Raw genomic sequence first — 24642 nt, 5'->3', positions numbered from 1 at the left:
GGGTCCGGCCCGTGCGGGGGACGGGCCGGGCCCTCAGGTGCGGTGGGGCGGGGCCGCCGGCTTCGGGCGGAACTCCGCCGGGAGGTCGTCCGGGGGCTCGCCCAGGGCCGTCAGGGACTCCTCCGCCCGTCGGGCGTGCAGGGGGGAGAACTCCGGGTTGATCCGCAGGGCCTCCGCCAGGTGCCGGCGGGCCGGGCCGGTCTGTTCGAGCGCCCGCTCGATCTCGCCCCGGTGGTACGTGAAGAGCGCGCTCCGCAGTCCCTCCTCCGTGGCGGTCCTCGCGTACCCCAGCGCCTCCTTCGACGCCCCCGAACGGTGCAGGGCCCATGCCAGCGCGTCCGCCACCCGCACCGAGCGGTGGCCCCGCGCCCACTCGGCCCGCATCCGGGCGACCGCCGCCGCCGGGTCGCCGTGGTCCGCGTCGAGCAGCCCCAGGACGGCCTCCGCGCCCGGCCACGTGCCGGCCCGCAGCCGCTCGTACAGGGCCCGCGCGTCCCCGTCGAGGCCCAGCGACTCGTACAGCTCGCCCGCCTCCAGGAGGTGCTCCGGCAGCGGCAGCCGGGCCAGGGCAGCCCGCCAGGCGCGCACCGCCTCGTCCGCGCGGCCGAGGGCCGCGAGCGCGCGCGCCCGGCCCGCGAGGGACGGCCCGTGGTCGCGCACGAGCCGCAGCGCCGCCCCGAACCGTCCGAGGGCCTCCTCCGGTTCGCCCCGCTCCCACGCCAGGTCCCCGAGCCGCGCGAGGGCCCCCGCCTTCTCGGTGTCCGTCCCCGCGAGCGCCGCCGCGTCGAGGGCCGCCGCGTCGGCGTCCTCGCGCCAGCCCCGGTCGCGGTAGGTCTGCGCGGCCCTGGCCCGCACCACCGCGCCCGCGTGGAGCTCCTCCAGGCCCTCCATGGCCTTCCGGGCCGCCGCGTACTCCCCGAGGCCGCTGTACGCGTCCATCAGGACCGGGTAGACGGACCATCGGCGCGGGTCGGCCTTCCGCACCCGCTCGCCCCACTCCTTCGCCGTCCTCCAGTCGCCCCGCGCCGCGGCGAGCGCCCCGAGCCCCAGCTGCGCGTCCAGGTTGCCGCGTGCGGCGGGCCGTTCGGCGAGCGAGCGGCGCAGTGCCCGTTCGGCCCGCGGGTAGTCCCGTACGTCTCCGAGCCGGCTGCCCCGCTCCGTGTACGCCGCGCCCAGCTCGGCCCAGGACGCCTCGTCGTCCGGACGGGCCCGCAGCCACTTCTCCCGGTCGGTGATCAGCGCGGTCAGGTCCGGCAGCGCGGCCTGCGCGCCCGCGTGGGCCGCGATCGTCGCCCGCTCCGCCGGTCCGGGCGGGGGCGGCGGGCCCTGGCCGGTGAACTCCGGGACGTACAGCAGGGCCGTCGCCGCGAGCACCGCGGCCACCCCGGCCGCCAGGACCGTCCGCGACACGTTCTCGGTCTTCATGGCGCCCACCATGCGCCCCCGTCCGCCTGTACGAAGAGCACACGAAGCGCTCCCTCCGGCGGGTTCACACCGATGGCCCCGGGTGCCACGCTGGACGCATGGACGATCTTCTGACGCGGCTGCGCGCCGGGCTTCCCGCCGAGGCGCTGCTCACCGATCCGGACGTGACGGCCTCCTACGCGCGCGACATGGCGAGTTTCTGCGCGGCCGGCACCCCCGCGGCCGTCGTGCTCCCGCGCACGGTCGAACAGGTCCGGCACGTCATGCGCACCGCCACCGAACTCCGCGTCCCCGTCGTCCCGCAGGGCGCCCGCACGGGCCTGTCGGGCGGCGCCAACGCCTCCGACGGCTGCATCGTGCTCTCCCTCGTCAAGATGGACCGCATCCTGGAGATCAACCCGGTCGACCGGATCGCCGTCGTCGAACCGGGCGTCGTCAACGCCGTGCTGTCCCGTGCCGTCGCCGAACACGGCCTGTACTACCCGCCGGACCCCTCCAGCTGGGAGACCTGCACCATCGGCGGGAACATCGGCACCGCCTCCGGCGGCCTGTGCTGCGTCAAGTACGGGGTCACCGCCGAGTACGTCCTCGGCCTCGACGTCGTCCTCGCCGACGGACGGCTCCTGCGCACCGGCCGCCGTACGGCGAAGGGCGTCGCCGGATACGACCTGACCCGGCTCTTCGTCGGCTCCGAGGGCAGCCTCGGCATCGTCGTCGGGGCCGTGCTCGCGCTCAAACCGCAGCCACCGGCACAGCTCGCGCTCGCCGCCGAGTTCCCCTCCGCGGCAGCCGCCTGCGAGGCCGTCTGCGCGATCATGGAGCGCGGACACACCCCCTCGCTGCTCGAACTCATGGACCGCACCACCGTCCAGGCGGTCAACAAGCTGGCGCGCATGGGGCTGCCGAACACCACCGAGGCGCTGCTGCTGTGCGCCTTCGACACCCCGGACCCGGCCGCCGACCTGGCCGCCGTCGGGGAGCTGTGCACGGCGGCGGGCGCCACCGAGGTCGTCCCGGCCGCGGACGCCGCCGAGTCCGAACTCCTCCTCCAGGCGCGCCGGCTCTCCCTCACCGCTCTGGAGACGATCAAGTCCGCGACGATGATCGACGACGTGTGCGTGCCGCGGACGCGACTCGCCGAGATGCTCGACGGCACGGCGGCGATCGCGGACAAGTACCGCCTGACCATCGGCGTCTGCGCGCACGCGGGCGACGGCAACACCCATCCCGTCGTCTGTTTCGACCACACCGACGAGGACGAGTCGCGACGGGCGCGGGAGTCCTTCGACGAGATCATGGCGCTCGGGCTCGCGCTCGGCGGCACGATCACCGGCGAGCACGGCGTGGGCGTCCTCAAGAAGGAGTGGCTGGCACGGGAGCTGGGCCCGGTCGGTCTGGAGCTCCAGCGCGGGATCAAGGCCGCCTTCGACCCGCTGGGGCTGCTCAACCCCGGAAAACTCTTCTGAACCCATCGGGTCCACGCGCACGCGTACGGGGTCACAGCTCGCCGTCCTGGGCCTCGTCCGACGGCCACGGGTCGCGCAGCCACAGCTCGTCGGCGACCACGGTGGTCGCCAGGAGCTCCGCGAGCCCGTCGTCGATGCCGAGCCGTTCGGACTCGGTGCCCGGCGGCACCGCGCGCAGGGTCCGCTCCAGCCAGGCGGAGACCTGCGGGGACGGGGCTTCGAGCAGGGCGTCGCCGTCGGGGGAGGAGAGGGCCATCAGGAGGACGCCGCGGCCCTCGACCTTCGTGGGCCGGATGCGGACGTCCCCGTGGCCGCAGGCCCGGAAGACGCCCTCGACGAGCAGTTCGCGCGCGAAGGTCCAGTTGACCGGGTGGTCCGTGCCGATGTGGAAGGCGATGTGGACGGCGTACGGGTCGTCGGTCCGGTAGACGAGCCGGGCGGGGACGGGGACGGAGCGCTCGGGGGAGAGCACCAGCTTCAGCTCCAGCTCGCGCTCGACGGCGGTGTTGTCGGTGTTCTGCACGGTCGTGCTCCTTCTCGTGGACGGGCCTTCGACGGGCCTTCGTCCGGAGAGAGCAGGACGGGCGCGGTTCATTACGCGACTTCGGGAAGTTTTTTTCGGGAAGTTTTCCCGAGGGGGCCTCCGGGCAGGATGCAACGGCCCGAACATCACGGGGAGTGATCGGTTCCGGTGCGTGTCCCCCCGAAGGCGGGCTTTCTCGCGGGCTCTTTGTTCCCTCGGGGACGTTCTTCGTTACTGTCCTCCTTGGGTGCGGCACGCCCGGCGCGCGGCCGTGCGGATCAAAGGCGTTGTGACTGAACGGAGTCGGGGCAGTGGCTACTCCTCCTGGAGGCGGCGGGGAGGTACCGCAGGCGGGGTACTACCCGGACCCGTCCATTCCCGGATACATCCGGTACTGGAACGGGGGCGCGTGGGTGCCCGGCACGAGCCGGCCCGCCCCCGCGGACGGCGAGGTCCCGCAGCACCCGCCCGCCTCGGCGATCCCGGCCGGCCCGATCCTGGCCTCCGGCCCGGCCCCGGCCCCGGCCGCGACACAGGCCGCGCCACCGGCGACCGCCGCGCCCGCGCAGTCCGCCGCGCCCGTGCAGCCGACCGCGCCCGCGCAGTCCGCCGCGGCCCCCGCGCAGGTCCGGGCGCCCGCACGGGTGCAGGAGGCCCCCGCGCACGTGCCCGCCCAGGCACAGGCCCCCGAGCCCGCCCCGGCCCCCGTGCCCACGGTGGAGGAGACCGGGCCCGTCTTCCTCGACGAGGAGCCGCTCGCGCCGGAGCCCGCGTCGGCCTGGCAGGCGGACTCCTCCCGTCAGACCGGCTTCGGCGGCGACCGCGACCAGAAGGTCTCCTGGGGCGCGCCCCGCACGCCCGACCCGCGCACCCCGGCGGAGTGGCCGGTCGCGGGCGGGAGCGAGCCGGAGGAGGAGCACCCCGCCGCCCCCGTCCCCATGCCCGTCACCCCGGCGCCCGCGCCCGCCGCGGACCCCCGGGCGACCGGGGGAGCGGCACGCCTCGGAGGCATGCCCGTCACCCCGATCCCGACGCCCTCCCCGGCGCCCCAGCCCCACTCCCAGCCCCACCCCCCACCGGCCCCCGCTGCGGCAGCTCCGGCCCCCGCCCCCGCACCGACGCCGTCCACCCCGCCCGCCTCCTCCGCTCCCTCCGCTCCCTCATGGGCCCAGCAACAGCCCCAGCAACAGCCCCAGGAACAGCAGCCCGTCGTCCCGTGGAAGCCGCCCGTCGAGGACGTGTTCCAGCAGGCCGCCCGGGCGCAGGCCGCCGCGCGCCCCGCCGGGCTCGGCCGACGGCTGGCCGCCCGGCTGATCGACAGCGTCGTCCTGGGCGCGCTGGTCGGCGCGGCCGCCGTGCCCTTCGTGACCGCGGCCGTCGACCACATCGAGGACAAGATCGAGGCGGCCAGGCAGTCCGGCACCACCGTCCAGGTCTGGCTGCTCGACTCCACGACCTCCGTCCAGTTCGGCATCGTGCTCGCCGCGCTGTTCGTCCTCGGCGTCCTGTACGAGGCGCTGCCCACCGCCAAGTGGGGCCGCACCCTGGGCAAGAAGCTGTGCGGGATCGAGGTGCGGGACATCGAGGCGCACGAGCCGCCGAGGTTCGGGAAGGCGCTCCGCCGCTGGCTCGTCTACAGCGTCCTGGGGCTCCTGGCCATCGGAATCCTCAACGTCCTGTGGTGCCTCTTCGACCGCCCCTGGCGCCAGTGCTGGCACGACAAGGCGGCCCGCACCTTCGTCGCGCGCTGAACGGGCGCCGTCCCCCGCGAGCCCGCCGTCCCCCGAACGCCCGCCGTCCCCCGAACGGGCGGTGATTCCTTGCGGGGCCGTCCCGCCCGGGATGCACTGCCCCCATGAGCACCGACCAGCCGCCGTCCGGCCAGCCGCCCGAGGACGACCCCTTCAGCAAGAGGCCTCCGGAGCCGCCGCCGTCGGAGCCGCCCCCGGGAGGACCGCCGCCGGAAGGCCCGCCCCCGGGAGGACCGCCGCCGGGGCCGCCCCCGGGCGGTCCCCCGCCGGGCGGCCCTCCGCCGGGGAGCCCGTACGACTCCCCGTACGGCGGCGGCTCCCCGTACGACAACATGCCCCCGCCCCCGTACGGCGGTGGTTACGGCGGTGGTTACGGCGGGAACGATCCGCTCTCCGGGATGCCGCCGCTCGCGGAGACGGGCCGGCGCGTCCTCGCCCGGCTGATCGACTGGGTGATCGTCGCGGTGCCGCTCGCGATCATCGGCATCCCCTTCGACATCTACCGGCGGGCGACCGAGGACGGCAATGACTTCGGGGACACGGTCAACAGCCTCAACGGCGGCAGTCAGCTCGTCTTCCAGCTCATCACGATCGTCGCGTACGTCGCGTACGACACCGTGCTGACGGCCAGGAACGGCCAGACCGTCGGCAAGAAGCTGATGAAGCTGCGGGTCGCGATGCTCAACGACGGGACGACGCCGCCGATGAGCCAGTCGCTGTTGCGCGCCGTCGTGCTCTGGCTTCCCGCGCTGATCTGCTGCGCCTGTCTGTGGCCGCTGCTGATCCTGATCCTGATCGTGGTCGACAAGCCGTACAAGCAGGGTCTGCACGACAAGGCGGCGAAGACGGTGGTCGTCAGCGTCCCCCGCTAGAGCGGAAACCGGGGCGATACGGACGCATCACCCTTGGTGAGGCGGACGGAGCGTCACGAACCGATCCGGGTCTCGGCCCCCGCGCCCACGCGCTCGGCCGGCACCCGGATCTCTTCGTCCGCGGGGGTATTGACGGGTCGCCCGCGCACCGGCATCGTCACCGCCACGAGGGCGCCGAGCAGCAGGCCGGCGGTGCAGGCCACCGCGATGCCGAGGGTCGTCGTCGCGCCGGAGAGCAGCAGCAGGGCGACGGTCGCGAGGACGACGGTGGTCGAACCGTAGGTGAGCTGTGCGCCGTTCGGACGCTGCATGACGGGTACCGCCCCTCGAGACTCCGGTTCGACTCTACGACGGTGGATGCCCGGAGGGCGTGACGGGTAAGCGTGACCTCACCCACGGCGCGGGTGCACGGGGGGCGCACGGGGTCACGGAATCGTCAATCTTCCTTAACGGTGCGCCCGCCAAGTGTTCGATAATCGGAAATCGGATCCTGCATAGTGCAGTTGACCCGTGCAAGTCAAGATCTGTCTTTTCTCGCCCCACTCCGGTCGAATGTCGTCACTTGTGACGCGCGACCCCGCTGGACGGACACCCCACCTTCGGTCCGAGTGCGCGGGCGCCGGGGAGGACAACATCAAGTGACCAACAGACGACGGGCTATCAGAGCGTCCGCAGTCGTCGTGGCGCTCGCGGCCACCGCCGCCACCGCCTCGACCTTCACCACCGCCTGGGCCGAGGACAAGGGCCCGGGCACGCCGGCCGGCATCCAGACCGTCGACAAGACGACGGTCGACCACGACCTCGAGGGCCCCTACAGCGACCAGCAGGAGCAGCAGCGCAAGGCTGCCCTGGAGCGGGTGCTGAACGGCGACGCCAAGATCGAGAACCGTGGCGGCTCCCAGGTCGTCAAGCTCGGCGCCAAGAAGTACGTCGAGCTGGGCCGCGAGAAGACCGACAAGATCTTCACGATCCTCGTCGAGTTCGGCGACCAGGTGGACAACACCACCCTGGTCGACCGCAAGGACGACGACACGCCGGAGCCCAAGCCGAAGTACGGCGGCACGCCCGGCCCGCTGCACAACCGCATAGCTCAGCCGGACCGTGCGCACGACAACTCCACGGCCTGGCAGGCGGACTACAACCGGCAGCACTTCCAGGACCTGTACTTCGGCACCGGCAAGGACAAGAAGGGCCAGCCGAAGCACTCCCTGAAGACCTTCTACGAGCGCACCTCGTCCGGCCGTTACTCGGTCGACGGCGCGGTCTCCGACTGGGTCAAGGTCCCGTACAACGAGGCCCGTTACGGCTCGAACTACTGTGGCCAGACCAACTGCGCCAACGTCTGGGACACCGTCCGCGACGGTCTCACCGCCTGGGTCGCCGACCAGAAGGCCAAGGGCCAGACCGATGCCCAGATCAAGGCCCAGCTGGCCTCGTACGACCAGTGGGACCGTTACGACTTCGACGGCGACGGCAACTTCAACGAGCCCGACGGCTACATCGACCACTTCCAGCTCGTGCACGCGGGCGAGGACGAGTCGGCCGGCGGCGGCGCCGAGGGCAAGAACGCCCTGTGGGCCCACCGCTGGTACGCCTACGGCACCAACGCGGGCAAGACCGGCCCGGAGAACAACAAGGCCGGCGGCACCCCGATCGGTGACACCGGCATCTGGGTCGGCGACTACACGATGCAGCCGGAGAACGGCGGCCTCGGCGTCTTCGCGCACGAGTACGGCCACGACCTCGGTCTGCCGGACAACTACGACACCGCCGGCGGCGAGAACTCGACCGGGTTCTGGGACCTGATGTCCTCCGGCTCGTGGCTCGGCCAGGGCAAGGACGCCATCGGCGACCTGCCCGGCGACATGAGCTCCTGGGACAAGCTCCAGCTCGGCTGGCTGAACTACGCCAAGGTCAACGACTGGCAGCGCTCCACCAAGACCACCCACAAGCTGGGCGTCTCGGAGTACAACACCAAGAACCCGCAGGCGCTCGTCGTCGAGCTGCCGAAGAAGCAGGTCACCACCGACATCGTCGCGCCCGCCGAGGGTGCGTCGCAGTGGTGGAGCAACATGGGTGACGACCTCAAGAACACCCTGACCCGCTCCCTCGACCTCACGGGCAAGACGTCCGCCTCCCTGGAGCTCCAGGGTTGGTACGACATCGAGGCCGAGTACGACTACCTCTACGCCGAGGTGTCGACCGACGGCGGCGCCAACTGGAAGGCCCTGGACGGCACCGCCGACGGCGTGGCCATCCCGAAGGACGCCTCCGGCGCCCCCGGCCTGACCGGTGTCTCGGACAAGTACAAGAAGCTCGTCTACGACCTGGGCGCCTACGCGGGCAAGAAGGTCGACCTCCGCTTCCGCTACCAGACGGACGGCGGCGCGGGCGGCAAGGGCTTCACCGCCGACGCCATCAACGTGACCGCCGACGGTGCCTCCGTCTTCGCCGACGGCGCCGAGAACGGCGACAACGGCTGGGTCGCCAAGGGCTTCTCGCGGGTCGGCAAGGGCTTCACGAAGGAGTACGAGCAGTACTACATCGCGGAGAACCGCCAGTACGTCTCGTACGACACGACCCTCAAGACCGGCCCGTACAACTTCGGGTTCACGGGTGACAAGGCCGGCTGGGTCGAGCACTACCCGTACCAGAACGGTCTGCTCATCTGGAAGTGGGACCTGTCCCAGAAGGACAACAACACCTCCCAGCACCCGGGCGCCGGTCTGATCCTCCCGATCGACTCGCACCCGAGCCCGCTGAAGTGGTCCAACGGCGAGCTGATGCGCGCCCGCGTCCAGTCGTACGACTCGCCGTTCACGATCGCCCGTACGGACGGCTTCCAGCTGCACAACAAGGGCGTCGCGACCTGGGTCCCGTCCCAGGCCGGCAACCCGACCTTCGACGACCGCAAGGGCGTCTACTGGTTCGCCGAGAACCCGCGCGCCGGTGTCCAGGTAACTGACACCAACACCAAGATCCAGGTCGTCAAGGAGCCGAAGGATGGCCAGACGATCACGGTTCAGGTCGGTCCCTCGACCAAGTAATTGGTAAAGCCGCAGGTCAAAGCATGATCGGCCGTCGCCCCCTAGCGGGCGGCGGCCGATCGTGTTTAGGTGCGTCTGACGCGGTTCTTATTGACATCTGATCCACGGGGGAGTGGTTCCGCATGCCCAACGGAGGGTTCTGCAAGCTGCCGGGAGGCAGCGTGGTCGTCGCCATAGGGCTGCCCAGCCCGGCCGGCGACGGCGTCACCGTCCGCTTCCTGGTCCACGCCGCCAACCGTGCCCGCGCCCTGACCAGGCTGCGGAACCTGGGGCTGCGGGCGGTCTACCTGCGCGGCAACTCCGAGCCGCCCACCCCGGACGAGGTCACGGCGGTCCTGCACCACCCGGAGGGCCTGCTGTGGAGGTCCACACCGGGCGCCGCCCAGGAGCTCTGGCACTCCGTGCGGTCCCTCCCGAAGGAGCCCGCCGCGTAGCCCTACGCGACGACCGGCTTGCCCGTCAGGCGCACGCCCGCCGTCCGGAGCTCCTCCAGGGCCCGGTCCGTGGTCTCCCCGGCCACGCCGGCCGTCAGGTCGAGCAGGACGTGGGTCCGGAAGCCCTCCCGGGCCGCGTCCAGGGCCGTGGCCCGGACGCAGTGGTCGGTGGCGATGCCGACCACGTCGACCTCGGTGACGTCCCGCGAGCGCAGCCACTCCGCGAGCGTCCGGCCGTTCTCGTCGCGGCCCTCGAAGCCGCTGTACGCCGCCGAGTACGCGCCCTTGTCGAAGACGGCGTCGATCGCCCCGCTCGCGACGGCGGGCGCGAAGTTCGGGTGGAAGCCGACGCCCTCCGTGCCGGCCACGCAGTGCACCGGCCAGGAGGACACGTAGTCCGGCTCCTCGCCGGCCGGGGCGAAGTGCGCGCCCGGGTCGACGTGGTGGTCGCGGGTGGCGACGACGTGCCGGTAGGAGGTGCCCGCCGTCTGGCCCACCAGGTCGGTGATGGCGGCGGCGACGTCCGCACCGCCGGTCACCGCGAGGCTGCCGCCCTCGCAGAAGTCGTTCTGAACGTCCACAACGATCAATGCGCGGTGCATGGCGGGTGTCCTTAGCGGGTCGGGAGGGAATTCTTCGAGCCTAGAGACTTCCCCCTCCCGGCGGGAGGGGGCGTCACCGAGGACTCCTGCGGGCAGGGGGTCAGACGTACTCGGTCGGCAGGACCGACTCGCCCCGCGACAGCTGCACCGCCGACATCGGCAGCCCCGCGAGGGCCGCGATGTGCCGCGCCCTGGCGGCCTCCAGGGGCTCCCTGGCCACCACGTCGCCGCCCCTGACCAGCTCGACGAGCAGCTGGTGGTCGGCGAGCTCCGGCGGGACCGGGCCGGTGCCCACGACCTCCGCCTCGGCGACCCCGTACGCGTCGGGCCGGCGCGCCGCCCACTTGCGCCCGCCGACGGAGGCCTTGCCGCCCAGGGACTTCTTGGCCACCGGCACCAGGGGCGCCTTCGGGTCGGCCGAGACGGCCCGGGCGACCAGCTTGTAGACCATGGAGCAGGTCGGGTGGCCGCTGCCGGTGACCAGCTGCGTGCCCACCCCGTACGCGTCGACCGGGGCCGCCGCGAGCGAGGCGATGGCGTACTCGTCGAGGTCGGAGGTGACCACGATCTTCGTGTCCCGGGCACCCAGCTCGTCGAGCTGCGCCCGCACCCGGTGCGCGACGAGCAGCAGGTCGCCGGAGTCGATCCGTACGGCCCCCAGCTCGGGCCCGGCGACCTCGACGGCGGTCCGGACCGCCTCGGCCACGTCGTAGGTGTCGACGAGCAGGGTCGTGCCGCGCCCCAGGGACTCCACCTGGGCCCGGAAGGCGTCCCGCTCGTCGTCGTGGAGGAGGGTGAAGGCGTGGGCGGAGGTGCCGACGGTCGGGATGCCGTAGCGGAAGCCGGCCGCGAGGTCCGAGGTCGAGTCGAAGCCGCCGACGTACGCGGCGCGGGAGGCGGCGACGGCCGCCAGCTCGTGGGTGCGGCGGGCGCCCATCTCGATCAGGCGCCGTCCGCCGGCGGCGGCCGACATGCGGGAGGCGGCGGCCGCGATGGCCGAGTCGTGGTTGAGGATCGAGAGGATCACGGTCTCCAGGAGCACGCACTCCGCGAAGGAGCCCTCGACGCGCAGCACGGGCGAGCCGGGGAAGTACACCTCGCCCTCGGGGTAGCCCCAGATGTCGCCGGAGAAGCGGTAGCGGGCGAGCCATTCCAGGGTCGGCTCGTCGACGACGGAGCGCTCCCGCAGGAAGCCCAGGACGGCGGGGTCGAACCGGAAGTTCTCGACGGCGTCCAGGACCCGGCCGACGCCCGCGACGACGCCGTAGCGCCGCCCCTCGGGCAGCCGCCGGGTGAAGACCTCGAAGACGGAGCGCCGGTCGGCGGTGCCGGCCCGCAGGGCCGCCTGGAGCATGGTCAGTTCGTACTGATCGGTGAAGAGCGCGGTCGACGGCACGTCCACCGGCAGCCCAAGGTCCGCAGCGTTCATGTCAGCGATGCTAGCGCAGAAATCGTCAGAGTGACGAATAGTGGGTCCGTGTGCGTGCCCCGTTTGCGCGACGGGCCCCCAGGGGTGACAACATGGGGTGAGTGAGCGTCGCGCCTATTGAGATCGAACGTACGGAATCGGCCGAGGAGGTCTCCGCGGTCGTCGAACCCGACGTGCCCTGGGTGACCCTCGTGCACAACGATCCGGTCAACCTGATGAGCTATGTGGAGTACGTCTTCCAGTCGTACTTCGGATACTCCAAGGACAAGGCGCACAAGCTGATGCTCGACGTGCACAACAAGGGCCGCGCGGTGGTCTCCAGCGGCACCCGCGAGGAGATGGAACGGGACGTGCAGGCGATGCACGGATACGGCCTGTGGGCGACCCTCTCCCAGGACCGCTTCTGATGGCCGGACAGTTCGAGGCCCTCCCGGGCGGCGGCGCGGCCGTCGCGCTCGACGACGTCGAGATCTCCATCCTGCGCTCCCTCGCCGTCCAGCTCATGGAGCTGATCGGCCCGGGCGACGAGCCCGCCGCGGACGAGGACCCGCTGGCCGCCCTCTTCGCCGAGGGGCCGAGCGAGCCGCCGTCCGACCCCGCCCTCCGGCGCCTCTTCCCCGACGCGTACGGGGACGACAGCGAGGAGCTGCGGGCGGCCGCGTCCGACTTCCGCCGCTACACCGAGAACGACCTGCGGACCCGCAAGCGCGAGGACGCCCTCGCGGTCGTGCGCGCCCTGGACTCCCTCTCCGCCGGTGCGGCGGGGGAGGGCGGCGCGGTCCTGAAGCTCACCCCGGACGAGTCCCGGGCCTGGCTCGGCGCGCTCAACGACCTCCGGCTGACCATCGGCACCCGCCTGGAGGTCACGGACGACGAGGACAGCGAGCAGCTGTACCGGCTGCCGGACTCCGATCCGCGCAAGCCGATGGTGATGGCGTACCTCTGGCTGGGAGCGCTCCAGGAGTCCCTCGTCACGACCCTGATGCCGTAGCGCCACCCCCGCGCGACACGGTGTTCGCTCAGCGGACGCTCAAATCCGGATAACGAATGCGTTATCCGAGCGTCCGTCCGGCCATCTTGTGCACCCTTCGTCCGTATTTTTTTGTGGCGTGCGTCACGTGCACCTCCGTCGATCACCCCTCGCGTCGTGATAAATCTTCACGACCGCTCGGGCACGCCACCCCTGTTCCCGAGGGCGCTTGGACCGGCTGACCGCCGGTGGCACTCCATCCACATCCGGGGGGATCAGGATCTGATCCGCGGCAGACGCACTCGCAGTCGCGCGGATCAGCATGGAGAAAGGCGCACCACCATGACCTCAGTGCAGGTCGACAAGCAGCACGACGGCAATGAGGCCGCGGACTCCGCCTCGGGCGAGGGTTACCACCGGGCACTCGGCGCCCGCCAGATCCAGATGATCGCGATCGGCGGCGCCATCGGCACCGGGCTCTTCCTCGGCGCGGGCAAGGGCATCTCCATCGCGGGACCCAGCCTGATCCTCGCGTACGCCATCGCGGGCCTCGTCATCTTCTTCATCATGCGGGCGCTCGGCGAGCTCCTCATGTACCGCCCGGTGTCGGGCTCCTTCTCGGAGTACGCCCGCGAGTTCATCGGACCCTTCGCGGGCTTCGCGACCGGCTGGACGTACTGGCTCTTCTGGGTCGTCACCGGCATCACCGAGGTCACCGCCGCGGCCACCTACATGACGTACTGGTGGGACATCCCGCAGTGGCTCTCCGCCCTCGTCTTCACCGTGATCCTCTACGCCGCCAACCTGATCTCCGTGAAGCTCTTCGGTGAGCTGGAGTTCTGGTTCTCCATGGTCAAGGTCACCGCGATCGTCGGCATGATCCTGATCTGCGCCGGCATCCTCACCCTCGGCTTCTCCGACGCCGGGGACACCGCCTCCGTCACCCACCTGTGGGACCTCGGCGGCTTCTTCGCCGGCGAGAACGGCATCGGCTCGACCCTGATGACCCTCCAGATGGTCATGTTCGCGTTCCTCGCGGTCGAGCTGGTCGGCGTGACGGCGGGCGAGTCGAAGGACCCGAAGACGGTCCTGCCGAAGGCGATCAACACCGTGCCGTGGCGCATCGCCGTCTTCTACGTCGGCGCGCTGATCATGATCCTCTCGGTCGTCCCGTGGACCGCGTTCAAGCCCGGTGTCTCCCCGTTCGTCGCGGCCTTCGAGAAGATGGGCCTCGGCATCGGCGCCGCCATCGTCAACTTCGTCGTCCTCACGGCGGCCCTGTCCTCCTGCAACTCGGGCATGTACTCCACCGGCCGCATGCTGCGCGACCTCGCGCTCAACGGCCAGGGCCCGAAGGTCTTCACCAAGCTGACGAAGTCCGGCACCCCGCTGGTCGGCACCACCGTCTCGGCCGCGCTCATGATGGTCGGCGTCTGGGTCAACTACCAGTGGCCCGGCGAGGCGTTCAACTACGTCGTCTCCTTCGCCACCATCTCCGGCATGTGGGCCTGGATCGTCATCCTGATCTGCCAGATCCGCTACCGCCTCAAGGCCGACCGCGGCGAGCTGCCCCAGTCCTCCTTCAAGGCCCCGGGCGGCATCTGGTTCAGCGTCTTCTCGCTCGCCTTCATCGGCATGGTCGTCGTGACCATGGGCATGGACGCGGACAACCGGGTCGCGCTGTACGGTGCTCCGGTCTGGGGCCTGATCCTCGCCGTCTCCTACCTGGTCCTGAAGGCCCGCAACCCCCAGGGCGCGGCCTTCGCCAAGCGGGCCTGACCCGGACCCCGTAACCACCTGACCTGCACGGTCTCAGCATGCGGGCCGTTCCGTACCGAACACCGGTACGGAACGGCCCGTCTGCTTATCCTGTCGGCATGCTGACCATCACCCGGGCCCTGTACGACCAGATCGTGGAGCACTCCCGCGCGGACCACCCCGACGAGGCCTGCGGCGTGGTCGCGGGTCCCGTCGGCAGCGGACGCCCCGAGCGGTTCATCCCGATGCTCAACGCCGCCCGCTCGCCCACCTTCTACGAGTTCGACTCCGGCGACCTGCTCAAGCTCTACCGCGACATGGACGACCGGGACGAGGAGCCCGTCGTCGTCTACCACTCGCACACCGCGACCGAGGCCTACCCCTCCCGCACGGACATCTCGTACGCGAACGAGCCGAACGCCCACTACGTCCTCGTCTCCACCGCCGACGCCGACGGCGCCGGCCCCTTCCAGTTCCGCTCCTACTCGATCGTCGACGGCGTCGTGACGGAGGAAGAGGTCGAGGTCGTGGAGGCCTACGAATAGGACGTCGTCCGGAAGCGCGCGAGACAGGCGGAGGGCGTCACCCCGACGTGCCGGGGGAACGCCCTCCGCAGGCTCTCGTCACTGCCGAGCCCGGACGTCGAGCAGCCGGACCCCGTCGAAAGCGAACACCCACACGTCGTGCGTCGTCATGTGTCCGATTCTGTGGGACACCCGTCCACGAGGACACGGCGGGCCCGCGGCCCCGACGGCGAGGCTCGCCCCATGAACCCGATGACGCTCGTCCCCGACAGCAGGCTCGCCACCGCCGCCACCGAACTCGTCCGCGACATGACGAGCGAGCTGATCTACGACCACTCCCGCCGCGTCCACCTCTTCGGCGCCCTCCAGGGCCGCGCCCGTGGTCTCGCCTTCGACCCCGAACCCCTCTACGTCGGCGCCATGTTCCACGATCTCGGCCTCGGCGAGGCCCACCGGAGCAGCGGCCGCCGCTTCGAGGTCGACGGGGCCGAGGAGGCCGCCGCCTTCCTCCGCTCCCACGGCGCCGACGAGGACGCCGTCCGCCGCGTCCGGACCGCGATCGCCCTCCACACCACCCCCGGCGTCCCCGGGCTCATGGAGCCCGAGGTCGCCCTCGTCACCGCCGGCGTCGAGTACGACGTCCTCGGCGTCGGCTACGACGACCCCGCCGCCGTCGCCCCCGAGGACCGTGCCGCGATCGTCGCCGCCCACCCCCGCCCCGACTTCAAGCGCCGCGTCCTGGCGGCCTTCGCGGAAGGCATCTCGCCCAAACCGGACACCACCTTCGGCAACGTCAAAGCCGACGTCCTGCGCCGTTTCGTGCCCGGATTCGCCCCCGGGGACTTCGTGACGACGATCCGGGACTCCGCCCGGCCCGAGTGAAGGGCATCCTCCACTTGGAGGGTCCGCCAGTCGGGCAGGAATCATCCACGATGTGAGATCACATTCCGGAACCCGGACCGGGAATCGATACGATGAGCCCATGGTTTCCCACGACGTGAGCGAAGAGACTCCGAGCACCACCCTGCTCGTGGCACGCCTGCACGTCGACCTGTGCCGCCTCACCAGCGCGATGTGTACGGCCCGCGCTGCGCTCTGAACGACGGTTGAGCGCACTTCTCCGCACGACCCCCTCCGCGCGGGGCCACAGCAGCGCGCCCCATCACGCCACTTCCGACAGGAGAGCCCACGTCATGGCCATCGAGGTCCGCATCCCGACCATCCTCCGCACCTACACCGACGGCGAGAAGGCCGTCGAGGGCAAGGGCGGCACCCTCGCCGAGCTCTTCGCCGACCTGGAGACCCGCCACGCCGGGATCGAGGCGCGCATCGTCGACGACGGCAAGCTCCGCCGCTTCGTCAACGTCTACCTGAACGACGAGGACGTCCGCTTCCTCGACGGCATCGACACCAAGCTCACCGACGGCGACAACGTCACGATCCTGCCGGCCGTCGCCGGCGGCATGGTCTGATCCACATGCGTTACGACTCCTCGCTGGCAGCGGTCGGCAACACGCCGCTGGTCCGCCTCCCCCGGCTCTCGCCCTCGGACGACGTCCGCATCTGGGCGAAGCTGGAGGACCGCAACCCCACCGGCTCGGTCAAGGACCGCCCCGCGCTCCACATGATCGAGCAGGCGGAGAAGGACGGCCGCCTCACCCCCGGCTGCACCATCCTGGAGCCGACCAGCGGCAACACCGGCATCTCCCTCGCCATGGCCGCCAAGCTCAAGGGCTACCGCATCGTCTGCGTCATGCCCGAGAACACCAGTGAGGAGCGCCGCCAGCTGCTCGCCATGTGGGGCGCCGAGATCATCTCGTCCCCCGCGGCCGGCGGATCGAACACGGCCGTACGGGTCGCCAAGGAGCTCGCCGGGCAGCACCCCGACTGGGTGATGCTCTACCAGTACGGCAACCCGGACAACGCGGGCGCCCACTACGCCACCACCGGCCCCGAGATCCTCGCCGACCTCCCCTCCATCACCCACTTCGTCGCCGGTCTCGGCACGACGGGGACGCTGATGGGCGTCGGCCGCTACCTCCGCGAGCACAAGCCCGACGTCAAGATCGTCGCCGCCGAGCCGCGCTACGACGACCTCGTCTACGGCCTGCGCAACCTCGACGAGGGCTTCGTGCCCGAGCTGTACGACGCCTCCGTCCTCACCACCCGCTTCTCGGTCGGCTCCGCCGACGCCGTCACCCGCACCCGCGAACTCCTCCAGCAGGAGGGCATCTTCGCGGGCGTCTCCACCGGTGCCGCCCTGCACGCGGCCATCGGCGTCGGCAGGAAGGCGCTCAAGGCCGGCGAGTCCGCCGACATCGCCTTCGTCGTCGCGGACGGCGGCTGGAAGTACCTGTCGACCGGCCTCTACACGGCCAGGACGACGGAAGAGGCGATCGAGACGGTCCAGGGCCAGCTCTGGGCGTGAGCCCCCTGCCCCGCTAGCGCGCGAGATGGCGGACCCGGTCCCACACGGCCGGGTCCGCCTCTCCCACTCTCCGCCGGAACCCCCGCACCGGCACCTCCCGCAGCTCGTCCGTCTCCAGGAAGCTGGGCCGTCCCTGCGCGTCGCCCACCGAACCGGGCGGGAGCGCGATCACCCCCGGCCGCTCGTCGTGGTGCTTGCTGGTGATCTTGGCCACCAGCGCGCCGTCGCCGCGCCGCGCGAGGACCAGACACGGGCGGTCCTTGGAGCCCGGCCCGTCCTCGTACGGCACGTCCGCCCACCAGATCTCACCCGCCCGCGGCAGCCGCTCCGGCACCCGCCCGCGCGGCGCGGGCCGGCCCGGCGGCCGGGTCCTGCCCGAGGGCCTCCCCGCCGGACGGCCCCGCCCCGACCGCCTCCACCCGTCGGCGAGCACCACCACCAGTGCGATCACCACGACCGCGACCAGCGCGGGCCACCACGACGTGTCCATACCTCAAGAAGGTACCCGGGCGCGCCGCACCCCGCCGCCGCGCCCCGTCATCCATCCGAACCGGTGACAGAGCCCGTGAGTTCGCCCACAACGGGCCACCGCGAAGGAGCGGCGGGCCCGGGTGCGCCTTACGCTCGACTGACCGCACAGCCTCCCCTCCCTCAGCGCGCTTTCCGCACCCGTCCACGGAGGTCCTCGCTCCATGAAGCTCACCGTCGTCGGCTGCTCCGGGTCGTTCCCGTCCGCGGACTCGGCCTGTTCGAGCTACCTCGTCGAGGCCGACGGCTTCCGGCTGCTCCTCGACATGGGCAACGGCGCCCTGGGCGAGCTGCAGCGCCACATCGGTCTGTACGACCTCGACGCGATCTTCCTCAGCCACCTGCACGCGGACCACTGCATCGACATGTGCGGGTACTTCGTCGCCCGCTACTACCGGCACGAGGGCGGGCGCTGCGACGCGCTCCCCGTCTACGCGCCGGAGGGCGCCGAGCAGCGGCTGACCACGGCGTACGCCGACACGCCCTCGGCCACCTCGATGAGCGAGGTCTTCGACTTCCACACGCTGAAGTCCGGCGACGGCTTCCGGATCGGCCCGTTCTCCGTCCGCACGGAGAAGGTGTGCCACCCGGTCGAGGCGTACGGCATCCGGGTCGAGCACGGTGGCCGTTCGCTCACGTACTCCGGGGACACCGGGGTCTGCGACGCGCTGCACGACCTCGCCGACGGCACCGACCTCTTCCTCTGCGAGGCCTCCTTCACCCACGGCAAGGAGGACGTCCCGGACCTCCACCTCAACGGCCGGGAGGCCGGCGCCCACGCGGCCCGGGCGGGGGTGGGCCGCCTGGTGCTCACCCACGTCCCGCCGTGGACGGACGGCGAGCGGAACCTGCGGGACGCCCGCGAGGTCTACGGCGGGCCGTCGGAGCTGGCGAGACCGGGCGCGGTCTACGAGGTCTGAGGAGCCCGAGGACACGGGAAGGGCCCCGGAACCGTGCGTACGGTTCCGGGGCCCTTCCGCCGTGCGGCCGGGGCTCACGCCTTGGTGAGGTCCTCGATCTCCTCCTCGGGCTCGCGGCCCGGGGTCGCGAGGTTGAACTTGGTGATCGCGAAGCGGAAGACCACGTAGTAGATCGCCGCGAAGACGAGGCCGATCGGGATGATCAGCCACGGCTTGGAGGCGTACGTCCAGTTCAGGAAGTAGTCCAGCGCGCCGGCGGAGAAGGTGAAGCCGTGGTGCACGCCCAGGGCCGAGGTGATGACCATCGAGGCGGCGGTGAGCACGGCGTGGATCACGTACAGCAGGGGCGCCAGGAACATGAAGGCGAACTCGATGGGCTCGGTGATGCCCGTGACGAACGAGGTCAGGGCGAGCGAGAACATCATGCCGCCGACGACCTTGCGGCGCTCGGGGCGGGCGGTGTGGGTGATCGCGAGGGCGACGGCCGGCAGCGCGAACATCATGATCGGGAAGAAGCCGGACATGAACTGGCCGGCCGACGGGTCGCCGTGGAAGAAGCGCGGCAGGTCGCCGTGCCAGACGGCGCCGGTGGAGTCGGTGAAGGTGCCGATCTCCTGCCAGGCGACGGTGTTCACGAACTGGTGCATGCCGATCGGGAGCAGACCGCGGTTGATGGCGCCGAAGATGCCGGAGCCGACGGCCCCGAGGCCGGTCATCCAGTTGCCGAAGTCGGTGATCACATGGCCGATGGGCTCCCAGAGGAGACCGAAGAGGACGCCCATGAGGGTGCCGACGAAGGCCATGATGATCGGGACGAGCCGGCGGCCGTTGAAGAAGCCGAGCCAGTCGACCAGCTTCTTGCGGTGGTACCGCTGCCAGATGACGGCGGCCAGGAGACCCATGACGATGCCGCCGAAGACCTTGGGGTCGTTGTACGTCGCGGCGACGTCGACGCCCTTGTTGGCGGTCGTGTTGACGACGGCCTCGGAGGTCGGGAACGCGGTCAGCACGTTCTTGTAGACCAGGAAGCCGACCAGCGCGGCGAGCGCGGTGGAGCCGTCGGCCTTCTTCGCGAAGCCGATGGCGATGCCGACGCAGAAGAGCAGCGGCATGTTGGCGAAGACCGCGTCGCCCGCCGTGGCGAAGACGGAGGCGACCTTGTCCCAGCCGAGGCCCTCGGCGCCGAAGACGTCGGGCTGGCCGAGACGGAGCAAGATACCCGCGGCCGGCAGCACGGCGATCGGCAGCTGCAGGCTGCGACCGACCTTCTGCAGGCCCTGGAACAGGCCGGATCCGCGCTTCTTCGCGGGAGCGGCGGCCTGGGCGGTGGCCGTACTCATCAACTTCCTCCAGTAAGGCAAGGCGCCGCCAGAGGACATGAAAAGGGGGTGACGGCGGCGTCTCGTGGAACGCGGTGGTCTGGACCGCGTGGTCTACACCAATGAGAGGTGTAGACCAGTTGTAGCACGTGAGACTTAGATAAGGAACCTGTGAATTCTGTGCGCTCAGCCATAGCCGGAAATGCACGGCGAAAGGCCCCCGGACGGTCAGGTCCAGGGGCCTTCCACGGGGCTTGCGCGGGATGAGGGCCCTCCGAGGACGGCCGGGCTCCGAGGGGTGACCGCCGGGTCACCTGACGTTGTCGCGCTCGATCTCCTCCTCGACCTCCTCCGGCTCGCGGCCGGGCGTCTGGAGGTTGAACGCGGTGATCGCGAACCTGAAGATCACGTAGTACACGACCCCGAATCCCAGGCCGATCGGAATGATCAGCCACGGCTTCGTCGCGAGGTTCCAGTTGATCACGTAGTCGATCAGGCCGGCCGAGAAGCTGAAGCCGTCCTTCACGCCGAGTGCCCAGGTCACCGCCATCGACACACCGGTCAGCACGGCGTGGATCGCGTACAGCAGCGGCGCGACGAAGAGGAACGAGTACTCGATCGGCTCGGTGATCCCGGTGACGAACGAGGTCAGGGCGACCGAGAGCATCAGGCCGCCGACCGCCTTGCGGCGGTGCGGTTTCGCCGTGTGGGTGATCGCGAGCGCCGCGGCGGGCAGCGCGAACATCATGATCGGGAAGAAGCCCGTCAGGAACTGCCCGGCGTTCGGGTCGCCCGCGAGGAACATGGGGATGTCGCCGTGGACCACCGTGCCGTCCGGCTTGGTGTACGTGCCGAACTGGAACCAGATCGGCACGTTCAGGAACTGGTGCAGGCCGATGACGAGCAGTGCCCGGTTCGCGACGCCGAAGATGCCCGAACCCCAGGCCCCGAGCCCGACCAGCCAGTCGCTGAAACTCTCCAGGGCGTCGCCGATGGGCGGCCAGACCCACAGGCAGAGCGCGGCGAACACGATCGCGACGAACGTCATGATGATCGGGACCAGGCGGCGGCCGTTGAAGAAGCCCAGCCAGTCGACCAGCTTCTTCCGGTGGTAGCGCTGCCAGAACCAGGCGGCGAGCAGGCCGATGACGATGCCGCCGAAGACGCCCGGATTCTGGTACGTGTACCCGACGAAGGCTTCGTCCGGGGCGAGGCAGCCGCCGTTGATGTCCCTCGTGCCCGCGGGGCAGTCCTTCGGGAACTGGCGCAGCACGTTGTAGTAGACGAGGAAGCCGACCACCGCGGCCAGCGCGGTCGAGCCGTCCGCCTTCTTCGCCATGCCGATCGAGACGCCGATGCAGAACAGCAGGGGCAGACCGAGGTTGCCGTCGAGCAGTGCGCCGCCGGCGCCCGCCATCACCTTCGCGACGTTGTCCCAGCCGAGGCCCTCGGCGCCGAAGACGTCCGGCTGCCCCAGGCGGTTGATGATGCCGGCGGCCGGGAGGACGGCGATGGGGAGCTGGAGGCTGCGGCCCATCTTCTGGAGGCCCTGGAAGAGGCCGCCCCAGGAGACGGACCCCTTCGGCTTCGGTGCCGGTTCCGGTGCCGCGGCGCTGTCGGTACTCATCGGCGTCCTCCCTGCCCGGAACAGACCGGGCCCGCATCTCGTTGCACACTGGTGTAGACCAGTTGCGGTAGGCTCCGGGAGCCCGCTGAGGACAGGCCGCCGGTGATCGTCATCATTCGGCAGAACGGCTGTCCTTGCTCGCGAAGTTGGGCCAACCGTGGGTTACCGTGACAAAGCGGACCGCAGGTGCGCCGAGATTCGCGTGCTCGCGAACGGAACGGACAGGGAGAAACGCATGGCCAGCAAGGCTGAGAAGATCGTCGCCGGGCTCGGCGGCATCGACAACATCGAAGAGGTCGAAGGCTGCATCACCCGCCTGCGCACCGAGGTCGTGGACGCCTCCCTCGTCGACGAGGCCGCCCTGAAGGCCGCCGGCGCCCACGGCGTCGTGAAGATGGGCACCGCCATCCAGGTCGTCATCGGCACCGACGCCGACCCGATCGCCGCGGAGATCGAAGACCTGATGTGAGCCGCTGACTCACATCGACGAGGGCCCGTTCCGGCAGGGGAACGGGCCCTTCGTCATGTCCGGCTAGGCTCGTCCCATGTCTCGCATCGACGGCCGTACCCCCGAACAGCTCCGCCCCGTCACCATCGAACGCGGCTGGAGCAAGCACGCCGAGGGCTCCGTCCTCATCTCCTTCGGCGACACCAAGGTCTTCTGCACCGCCTCCGTCACCGAGGGCGTCCCGCGCTGGCGCAAGGGCAGCGGCGAAGGCTGGGTCACCGGGGAGTACTCCATGCTCCCCCGCGCCACCAACACCCGCGGCGACCGCGAGTCCGTCCGCGGCAAGATCGGCGGCCGCACCCACGAGATCTCCCGCCTCATCGGCCGCTCCCTGCGCGCCGTCATCGACTACAAGGCCCTCGGCGAGAACACGATCGTCCTCGACTGCGACGTCCTCCAGGCCGACGGCGGCACCCGCACCGCCGCCATCACCGGCGCGTACGTGGCACTGGCGGACGCGGTGGCCTGGGCCCAGGGCAAGAAGCTGGTCAAGGCCGGCCGCAAGCCCCTCACCGGCACCGTCGCCGCCGTCTCCGTCGGCATCGTCGACGGCGTCCCCCTCCTCGACCTCTGCTACGAGGAGGACGTCCGCGCCGACACCGACATGAACGTCGTCTGCACCGGCGACGGCCGCTTCGTCGAGGTCCAGGGCACCGCCGAGGCCGAGCCCTTCGACCGCAAGGAGCTCAACGCCCTCCTCGACCTCGCCTCCGGCGGCTGCGCCGAACTGGCCGAGATCCAGCGCAAGGCCCTCGAAGGAACCCTCTGACGCCCCACCGCGTCCTGACGGGCAACGGGCGCACGGATACGATCCGTGCGCCCGAAGACTGTCATGTACGTATCTGGGGGAGGACCCGCCTTGAAGCGCCGTCTCGCACTCGCCACGGCCACGGCCGCCGCGCTCACCACCGTCCTGAGCGGCTGCGGAGCCCTCGACACCGCCATGGACTGCGTCAACACCGCGGACGCGATAGCCACGTCCGTACAGAACCTCCAGCAGGCCGTCTCCAACGCCTCCAACGACGTGACGCAGATCGAGGAGTCCCTGAACCAGATCTCCACCGAACTGGGCAACCTCAAGAACACGACGGACAACGCCGACCTCTCGAAGGCGGTCGACGACCTGACGAAGGGCGTCGACTCCGTCCGTACGGCCGTCAAGAACGGCGACGCCACCCCGGACATCACGCCGATCACCGACGCGGCCGGCGAGGTGGCCAAGGTCTGCACCCCGGGATAATCGGGGCATGACCCGACAGCGACTGATCCTCGCCACCCGCAACGCGGGCAAGATCACCGAACTCCACGCGATCCTCGCCGACGCGGGCCTCGACCTCGAACTCGTCGGCGCGGACGCGTACCCGGAGGTCCCCGACGTCAAGGAGACGGGCGTGACCTTCGCGGAGAACGCCTTGTTGAAGGCCCACGCCCTGGCCCGGGCCACCGGCCTCCCGGCGGTGGCCGACGACTCCGGCCTCTGCGTCGACGTCCTGAACGGCGCCCCCGGCATCTTCTCCGCCCGCTGGGCCGGCACCCACGGCGACGACAAGGCCAACCTGAACCTGCTCCTGGCCCAGCTCTCGGACATCGCGGAGGAACACCGCGGCGCCCACTTCGCCTGCGCGGCGGCCCTGGCCCTCCCCGACGGCACGGAGCGCGTGGTCGAAGGCCGCCTGGAGGGCGTGCTGCGCCCCGCCCCGACGGGCACGAACGGCTTCGGCTACGACCCGATCCTCCAGCCGGAGGGCCACGACGTGACCTGCGCGGAACTGACCCCGTCGGAGAAGAACGCGATCAGCCACCGCGGCAAGGCCTTCCGGGCGCTGGTGCCGGTGGTGCGGGAGCTGGTGGGCTGAGGCATGGAAACGGCGCGGTACTCCGAGAGTGCCGCGCCGTCGATGTGGGCCCGGTGGGACTCGAACCCACGACACACCGGACCTAAACCGGCGCCCTCTCGGCCAGCTGGGGTACGGACCCGCGGCGCCCACTGTACTGTGCCCCACCGCGGCGGTTCGAGAAGGTGCCGGTCTGGCTGTGACACGACGGGCACAGGTACCGCAGGTTCTCGACGCGGTTGTCGAGCCGGTCGCCGTTGGCGTGGTCGATCTCCAGGACGAGTCGCTTGCCGCGCCAGATGGCGCCGATGCCGCACGCCTGGCAGACATGCGGTGTGCCCGACTCGTCCAGTGCACGACGCAACTGTGCGGTCCTGGTGCGATGCGCCCCCGGTTCCAGGCGTACGAGGATCTCGGCCGCCGTCTTACGCGTCCGAGAGGGGACGCCTCGCTGGTGGGCCTGCCCTACGAAGTGCTCACAAGAGATGCCGTAGGCGGCCATGCCTCGCTTCACACGCGTCCGGGCCGCACCGCTGTCGGGGATGCCGAGGCGCTTCAGCACGCCTGCGAAGCTTTGCGAGCATGCCACGGCCTGGACGAGCTCGTCCCGCGCGGGAACCCCGCGGCCGTACCTGCGTCCGCTACGGAAGTGAGACGTGTCGATGTCGAACCGGTC

27 protein-coding genes and 1 tRNA gene are annotated in these 24642 nt (G+C 71.0%); 18 read left to right on the top strand and 10 right to left on the bottom strand.

Features of this window, described 5'->3' with window-relative positions; genetic code table 11:
• Positions 1-33: 33 nt before the first annotated feature.
• Positions 34-1425, bottom strand: coding sequence for a tetratricopeptide repeat protein (locus ACZ66Z_RS10300; protein ID WP_469933536.1), 1392 nt, complete (start codon positions 1423-1425; stop codon positions 34-36).
• Positions 1426-1523: 98 nt separating this feature from the next.
• Between ACZ66Z_RS10300 and ACZ66Z_RS10295 the strand changes: the two genes are divergently transcribed.
• A complete protein-coding gene (locus ACZ66Z_RS10295) occupies positions 1524-2891 on the top strand; it encodes an FAD-binding oxidoreductase (protein WP_469933535.1) in 1368 nt (455 codons plus the stop codon).
• Between the two features lie 31 nt (positions 2892-2922).
• On the opposite strand, the gene ACZ66Z_RS10290 is transcribed toward ACZ66Z_RS10295, so the two are convergent.
• The gene (locus ACZ66Z_RS10290; protein WP_469933534.1) at positions 2923-3414 is read right to left on the bottom strand and encodes an SsgA family sporulation/cell division regulator; all 492 of its coding nucleotides are present in this window, start codon (positions 3412-3414) and stop codon (positions 2923-2925) included.
• Between the two features lie 311 nt (positions 3415-3725).
• On the opposite strand from ACZ66Z_RS10290, the gene ACZ66Z_RS10285 reads away from it, so the two are divergent.
• Positions 3726-5165 (top strand): RDD family protein, encoded by a 1440-nt coding sequence (locus ACZ66Z_RS10285; RefSeq protein WP_469933533.1) that lies wholly within the window; start codon positions 3726-3728, stop codon positions 5163-5165.
• 104 nt (positions 5166-5269) lie between these two features.
• Positions 5270-6037, top strand: a complete 768-nt coding sequence (locus ACZ66Z_RS10280) for an RDD family protein (protein WP_469933532.1) — start codon at positions 5270-5272, stop codon at positions 6035-6037.
• Positions 6038-6090: 53 nt separating this feature from the next.
• Here the strand turns inward: ACZ66Z_RS10280 and ACZ66Z_RS10275 are convergent, their stop codons facing one another.
• Positions 6091-6348, bottom strand: a complete 258-nt coding sequence (locus ACZ66Z_RS10275) for a hypothetical protein (RefSeq protein WP_469933531.1) — start codon at positions 6346-6348, stop codon at positions 6091-6093.
• 327 nt (positions 6349-6675) lie between these two features.
• On the opposite strand from ACZ66Z_RS10275, the gene ACZ66Z_RS10270 reads away from it, so the two are divergent.
• Both ACZ66Z_RS10270 and ACZ66Z_RS10265 read left to right on the top strand, forming a co-directional pair.
• Positions 6676-9084, top strand: coding sequence for an immune inhibitor A domain-containing protein (locus ACZ66Z_RS10270; RefSeq protein WP_469933530.1), 2409 nt, complete (start codon positions 6676-6678; stop codon positions 9082-9084).
• Between the two features lie 122 nt (positions 9085-9206).
• Positions 9207-9518, top strand: coding sequence for a hypothetical protein (locus ACZ66Z_RS10265; protein ID WP_469933529.1), 312 nt, complete (start codon positions 9207-9209; stop codon positions 9516-9518).
• Positions 9519-9520: 2 nt separating this feature from the next.
• Here the strand turns inward: ACZ66Z_RS10265 and ACZ66Z_RS10260 are convergent, their stop codons facing one another.
• Positions 9521-10120: a nicotinamidase gene (locus ACZ66Z_RS10260; RefSeq protein ID WP_469933528.1), complete on the bottom strand. Its 600-nt coding sequence runs from the start codon at positions 10118-10120 to the stop codon at positions 9521-9523.
• 100 nt (positions 10121-10220) lie between these two features.
• Positions 10221-11549 (bottom strand): nicotinate phosphoribosyltransferase, encoded by a 1329-nt coding sequence (locus ACZ66Z_RS10255; RefSeq protein WP_469933527.1) that lies wholly within the window; start codon positions 11547-11549, stop codon positions 10221-10223.
• 101 nt (positions 11550-11650) lie between these two features.
• Between ACZ66Z_RS10255 and clpS the strand changes: the two genes are divergently transcribed.
• From clpS to ACZ66Z_RS10215, 8 genes are all read left to right on the top strand, one after another.
• Complete coding sequence (gene clpS / locus ACZ66Z_RS10250; protein ID WP_041129438.1) at positions 11651-11956, top strand: ATP-dependent Clp protease adapter ClpS; 306 nt, start codon at positions 11651-11653, stop codon at positions 11954-11956.
• Positions 11956-12540 carry a DUF2017 domain-containing protein gene (locus ACZ66Z_RS10245; RefSeq protein ID WP_469933526.1) on the top strand — a complete coding sequence of 195 codons (585 nt, stop codon included), beginning with the start codon at positions 11956-11958 and terminating at the stop codon, positions 12538-12540. Before clpS ends, ACZ66Z_RS10245 begins: the two co-directional genes overlap by 1 nt.
• Before the next feature lie 321 nt (positions 12541-12861).
• On the top strand, positions 12862-14298 hold the full coding sequence (locus tag ACZ66Z_RS10240; RefSeq protein WP_469933525.1) for an amino acid permease: 1437 nt from the start codon (positions 12862-12864) through the stop codon (positions 14296-14298).
• Between the two features lie 98 nt (positions 14299-14396).
• Positions 14397-14822: a M67 family metallopeptidase gene (locus ACZ66Z_RS10235; RefSeq protein ID WP_469933524.1), complete on the top strand. Its 426-nt coding sequence runs from the start codon at positions 14397-14399 to the stop codon at positions 14820-14822.
• 222 nt (positions 14823-15044) lie between these two features.
• On the top strand, positions 15045-15683 hold the full coding sequence (locus tag ACZ66Z_RS10230) for an HD domain-containing protein (protein WP_469933523.1): 639 nt from the start codon (positions 15045-15047) through the stop codon (positions 15681-15683).
• Positions 15684-15783: 100 nt separating this feature from the next.
• Positions 15784-15900, top strand: coding sequence for a putative leader peptide (locus ACZ66Z_RS10225; RefSeq protein ID WP_469933522.1), 117 nt, complete (start codon positions 15784-15786; stop codon positions 15898-15900).
• A gap of 94 nt (positions 15901-15994) precedes the next feature.
• Positions 15995-16273 (top strand): MoaD/ThiS family protein, encoded by a 279-nt coding sequence (locus ACZ66Z_RS10220; protein ID WP_469933521.1) that lies wholly within the window; start codon positions 15995-15997, stop codon positions 16271-16273.
• A gap of 5 nt (positions 16274-16278) precedes the next feature.
• A complete protein-coding gene (locus ACZ66Z_RS10215; RefSeq protein WP_469933520.1) occupies positions 16279-17229 on the top strand; it encodes a PLP-dependent cysteine synthase family protein in 951 nt (316 codons plus the stop codon).
• Positions 17230-17242: 13 nt separating this feature from the next.
• On the opposite strand, the gene ACZ66Z_RS10210 is transcribed toward ACZ66Z_RS10215, so the two are convergent.
• Positions 17243-17719: a type II toxin-antitoxin system PemK/MazF family toxin gene (locus tag ACZ66Z_RS10210; RefSeq protein WP_469933519.1), complete on the bottom strand. Its 477-nt coding sequence runs from the start codon at positions 17717-17719 to the stop codon at positions 17243-17245.
• Positions 17720-17921: 202 nt separating this feature from the next.
• Between ACZ66Z_RS10210 and ACZ66Z_RS10205 the strand changes: the two genes are divergently transcribed.
• A complete protein-coding gene (locus ACZ66Z_RS10205) occupies positions 17922-18677 on the top strand; it encodes an MBL fold metallo-hydrolase (protein WP_469933518.1) in 756 nt (251 codons plus the stop codon).
• Between the two features lie 74 nt (positions 18678-18751).
• Here ACZ66Z_RS10205 and ACZ66Z_RS10200 read toward each other — a convergent pair whose 3' ends face one another.
• Together ACZ66Z_RS10200 and ACZ66Z_RS10195 are read right to left on the bottom strand one after the other, a co-directional pair.
• Positions 18752-20017 carry a PTS transporter subunit EIIC gene (locus ACZ66Z_RS10200; protein WP_469933517.1) on the bottom strand — a complete coding sequence of 422 codons (1266 nt, stop codon included), beginning with the start codon at positions 20015-20017 and terminating at the stop codon, positions 18752-18754.
• Positions 20018-20306: 289 nt separating this feature from the next.
• Positions 20307-21623: a PTS transporter subunit EIIC gene (locus tag ACZ66Z_RS10195; protein WP_469933516.1), complete on the bottom strand. Its 1317-nt coding sequence runs from the start codon at positions 21621-21623 to the stop codon at positions 20307-20309.
• Between the two features lie 235 nt (positions 21624-21858).
• On the opposite strand from ACZ66Z_RS10195, the gene ACZ66Z_RS10190 reads away from it, so the two are divergent.
• From ACZ66Z_RS10190 to rdgB, 4 genes are all read left to right on the top strand, one after another.
• Positions 21859-22092 carry a PTS sugar transporter subunit IIB gene (locus ACZ66Z_RS10190; protein ID WP_123452717.1) on the top strand — a complete coding sequence of 78 codons (234 nt, stop codon included), beginning with the start codon at positions 21859-21861 and terminating at the stop codon, positions 22090-22092.
• A 76-nt stretch (positions 22093-22168) separates the two neighbouring features.
• Positions 22169-22900: a ribonuclease PH gene (gene rph / locus ACZ66Z_RS10185; protein WP_190160204.1), complete on the top strand. Its 732-nt coding sequence runs from the start codon at positions 22169-22171 to the stop codon at positions 22898-22900.
• A gap of 63 nt (positions 22901-22963) precedes the next feature.
• Positions 22964-23371 (top strand): hypothetical protein, encoded by a 408-nt coding sequence (locus tag ACZ66Z_RS10180; protein ID WP_469933515.1) that lies wholly within the window; start codon positions 22964-22966, stop codon positions 23369-23371.
• A gap of 7 nt (positions 23372-23378) precedes the next feature.
• A complete protein-coding gene (gene rdgB, locus ACZ66Z_RS10175) occupies positions 23379-23987 on the top strand; it encodes an RdgB/HAM1 family non-canonical purine NTP pyrophosphatase (protein WP_469933514.1) in 609 nt (202 codons plus the stop codon).
• 45 nt (positions 23988-24032) lie between these two features.
• Here rdgB and ACZ66Z_RS10170 read toward each other — a convergent pair.
• Positions 24033-24108: transfer RNA gene (locus ACZ66Z_RS10170), tRNA-Leu, on the bottom strand.
• The gene (locus ACZ66Z_RS10165) at positions 24070-24468 is read right to left on the bottom strand and encodes an HNH endonuclease signature motif containing protein (RefSeq protein ID WP_469933569.1); all 399 of its coding nucleotides are present in this window, start codon (positions 24466-24468) and stop codon (positions 24070-24072) included. The genes ACZ66Z_RS10170 and ACZ66Z_RS10165 overlap by 39 nt, the downstream gene beginning before the upstream one ends.
• Between the last annotated feature and the right edge of the window lie 174 nt (positions 24469-24642).

It is taken from the genome of Streptomyces sp. NPDC107498 (assembly GCF_055582805.1).
The sequence above is the reverse complement of the archived record's forward strand: the minus strand, read 5'-3'. Positions and strand labels throughout refer to the sequence as shown.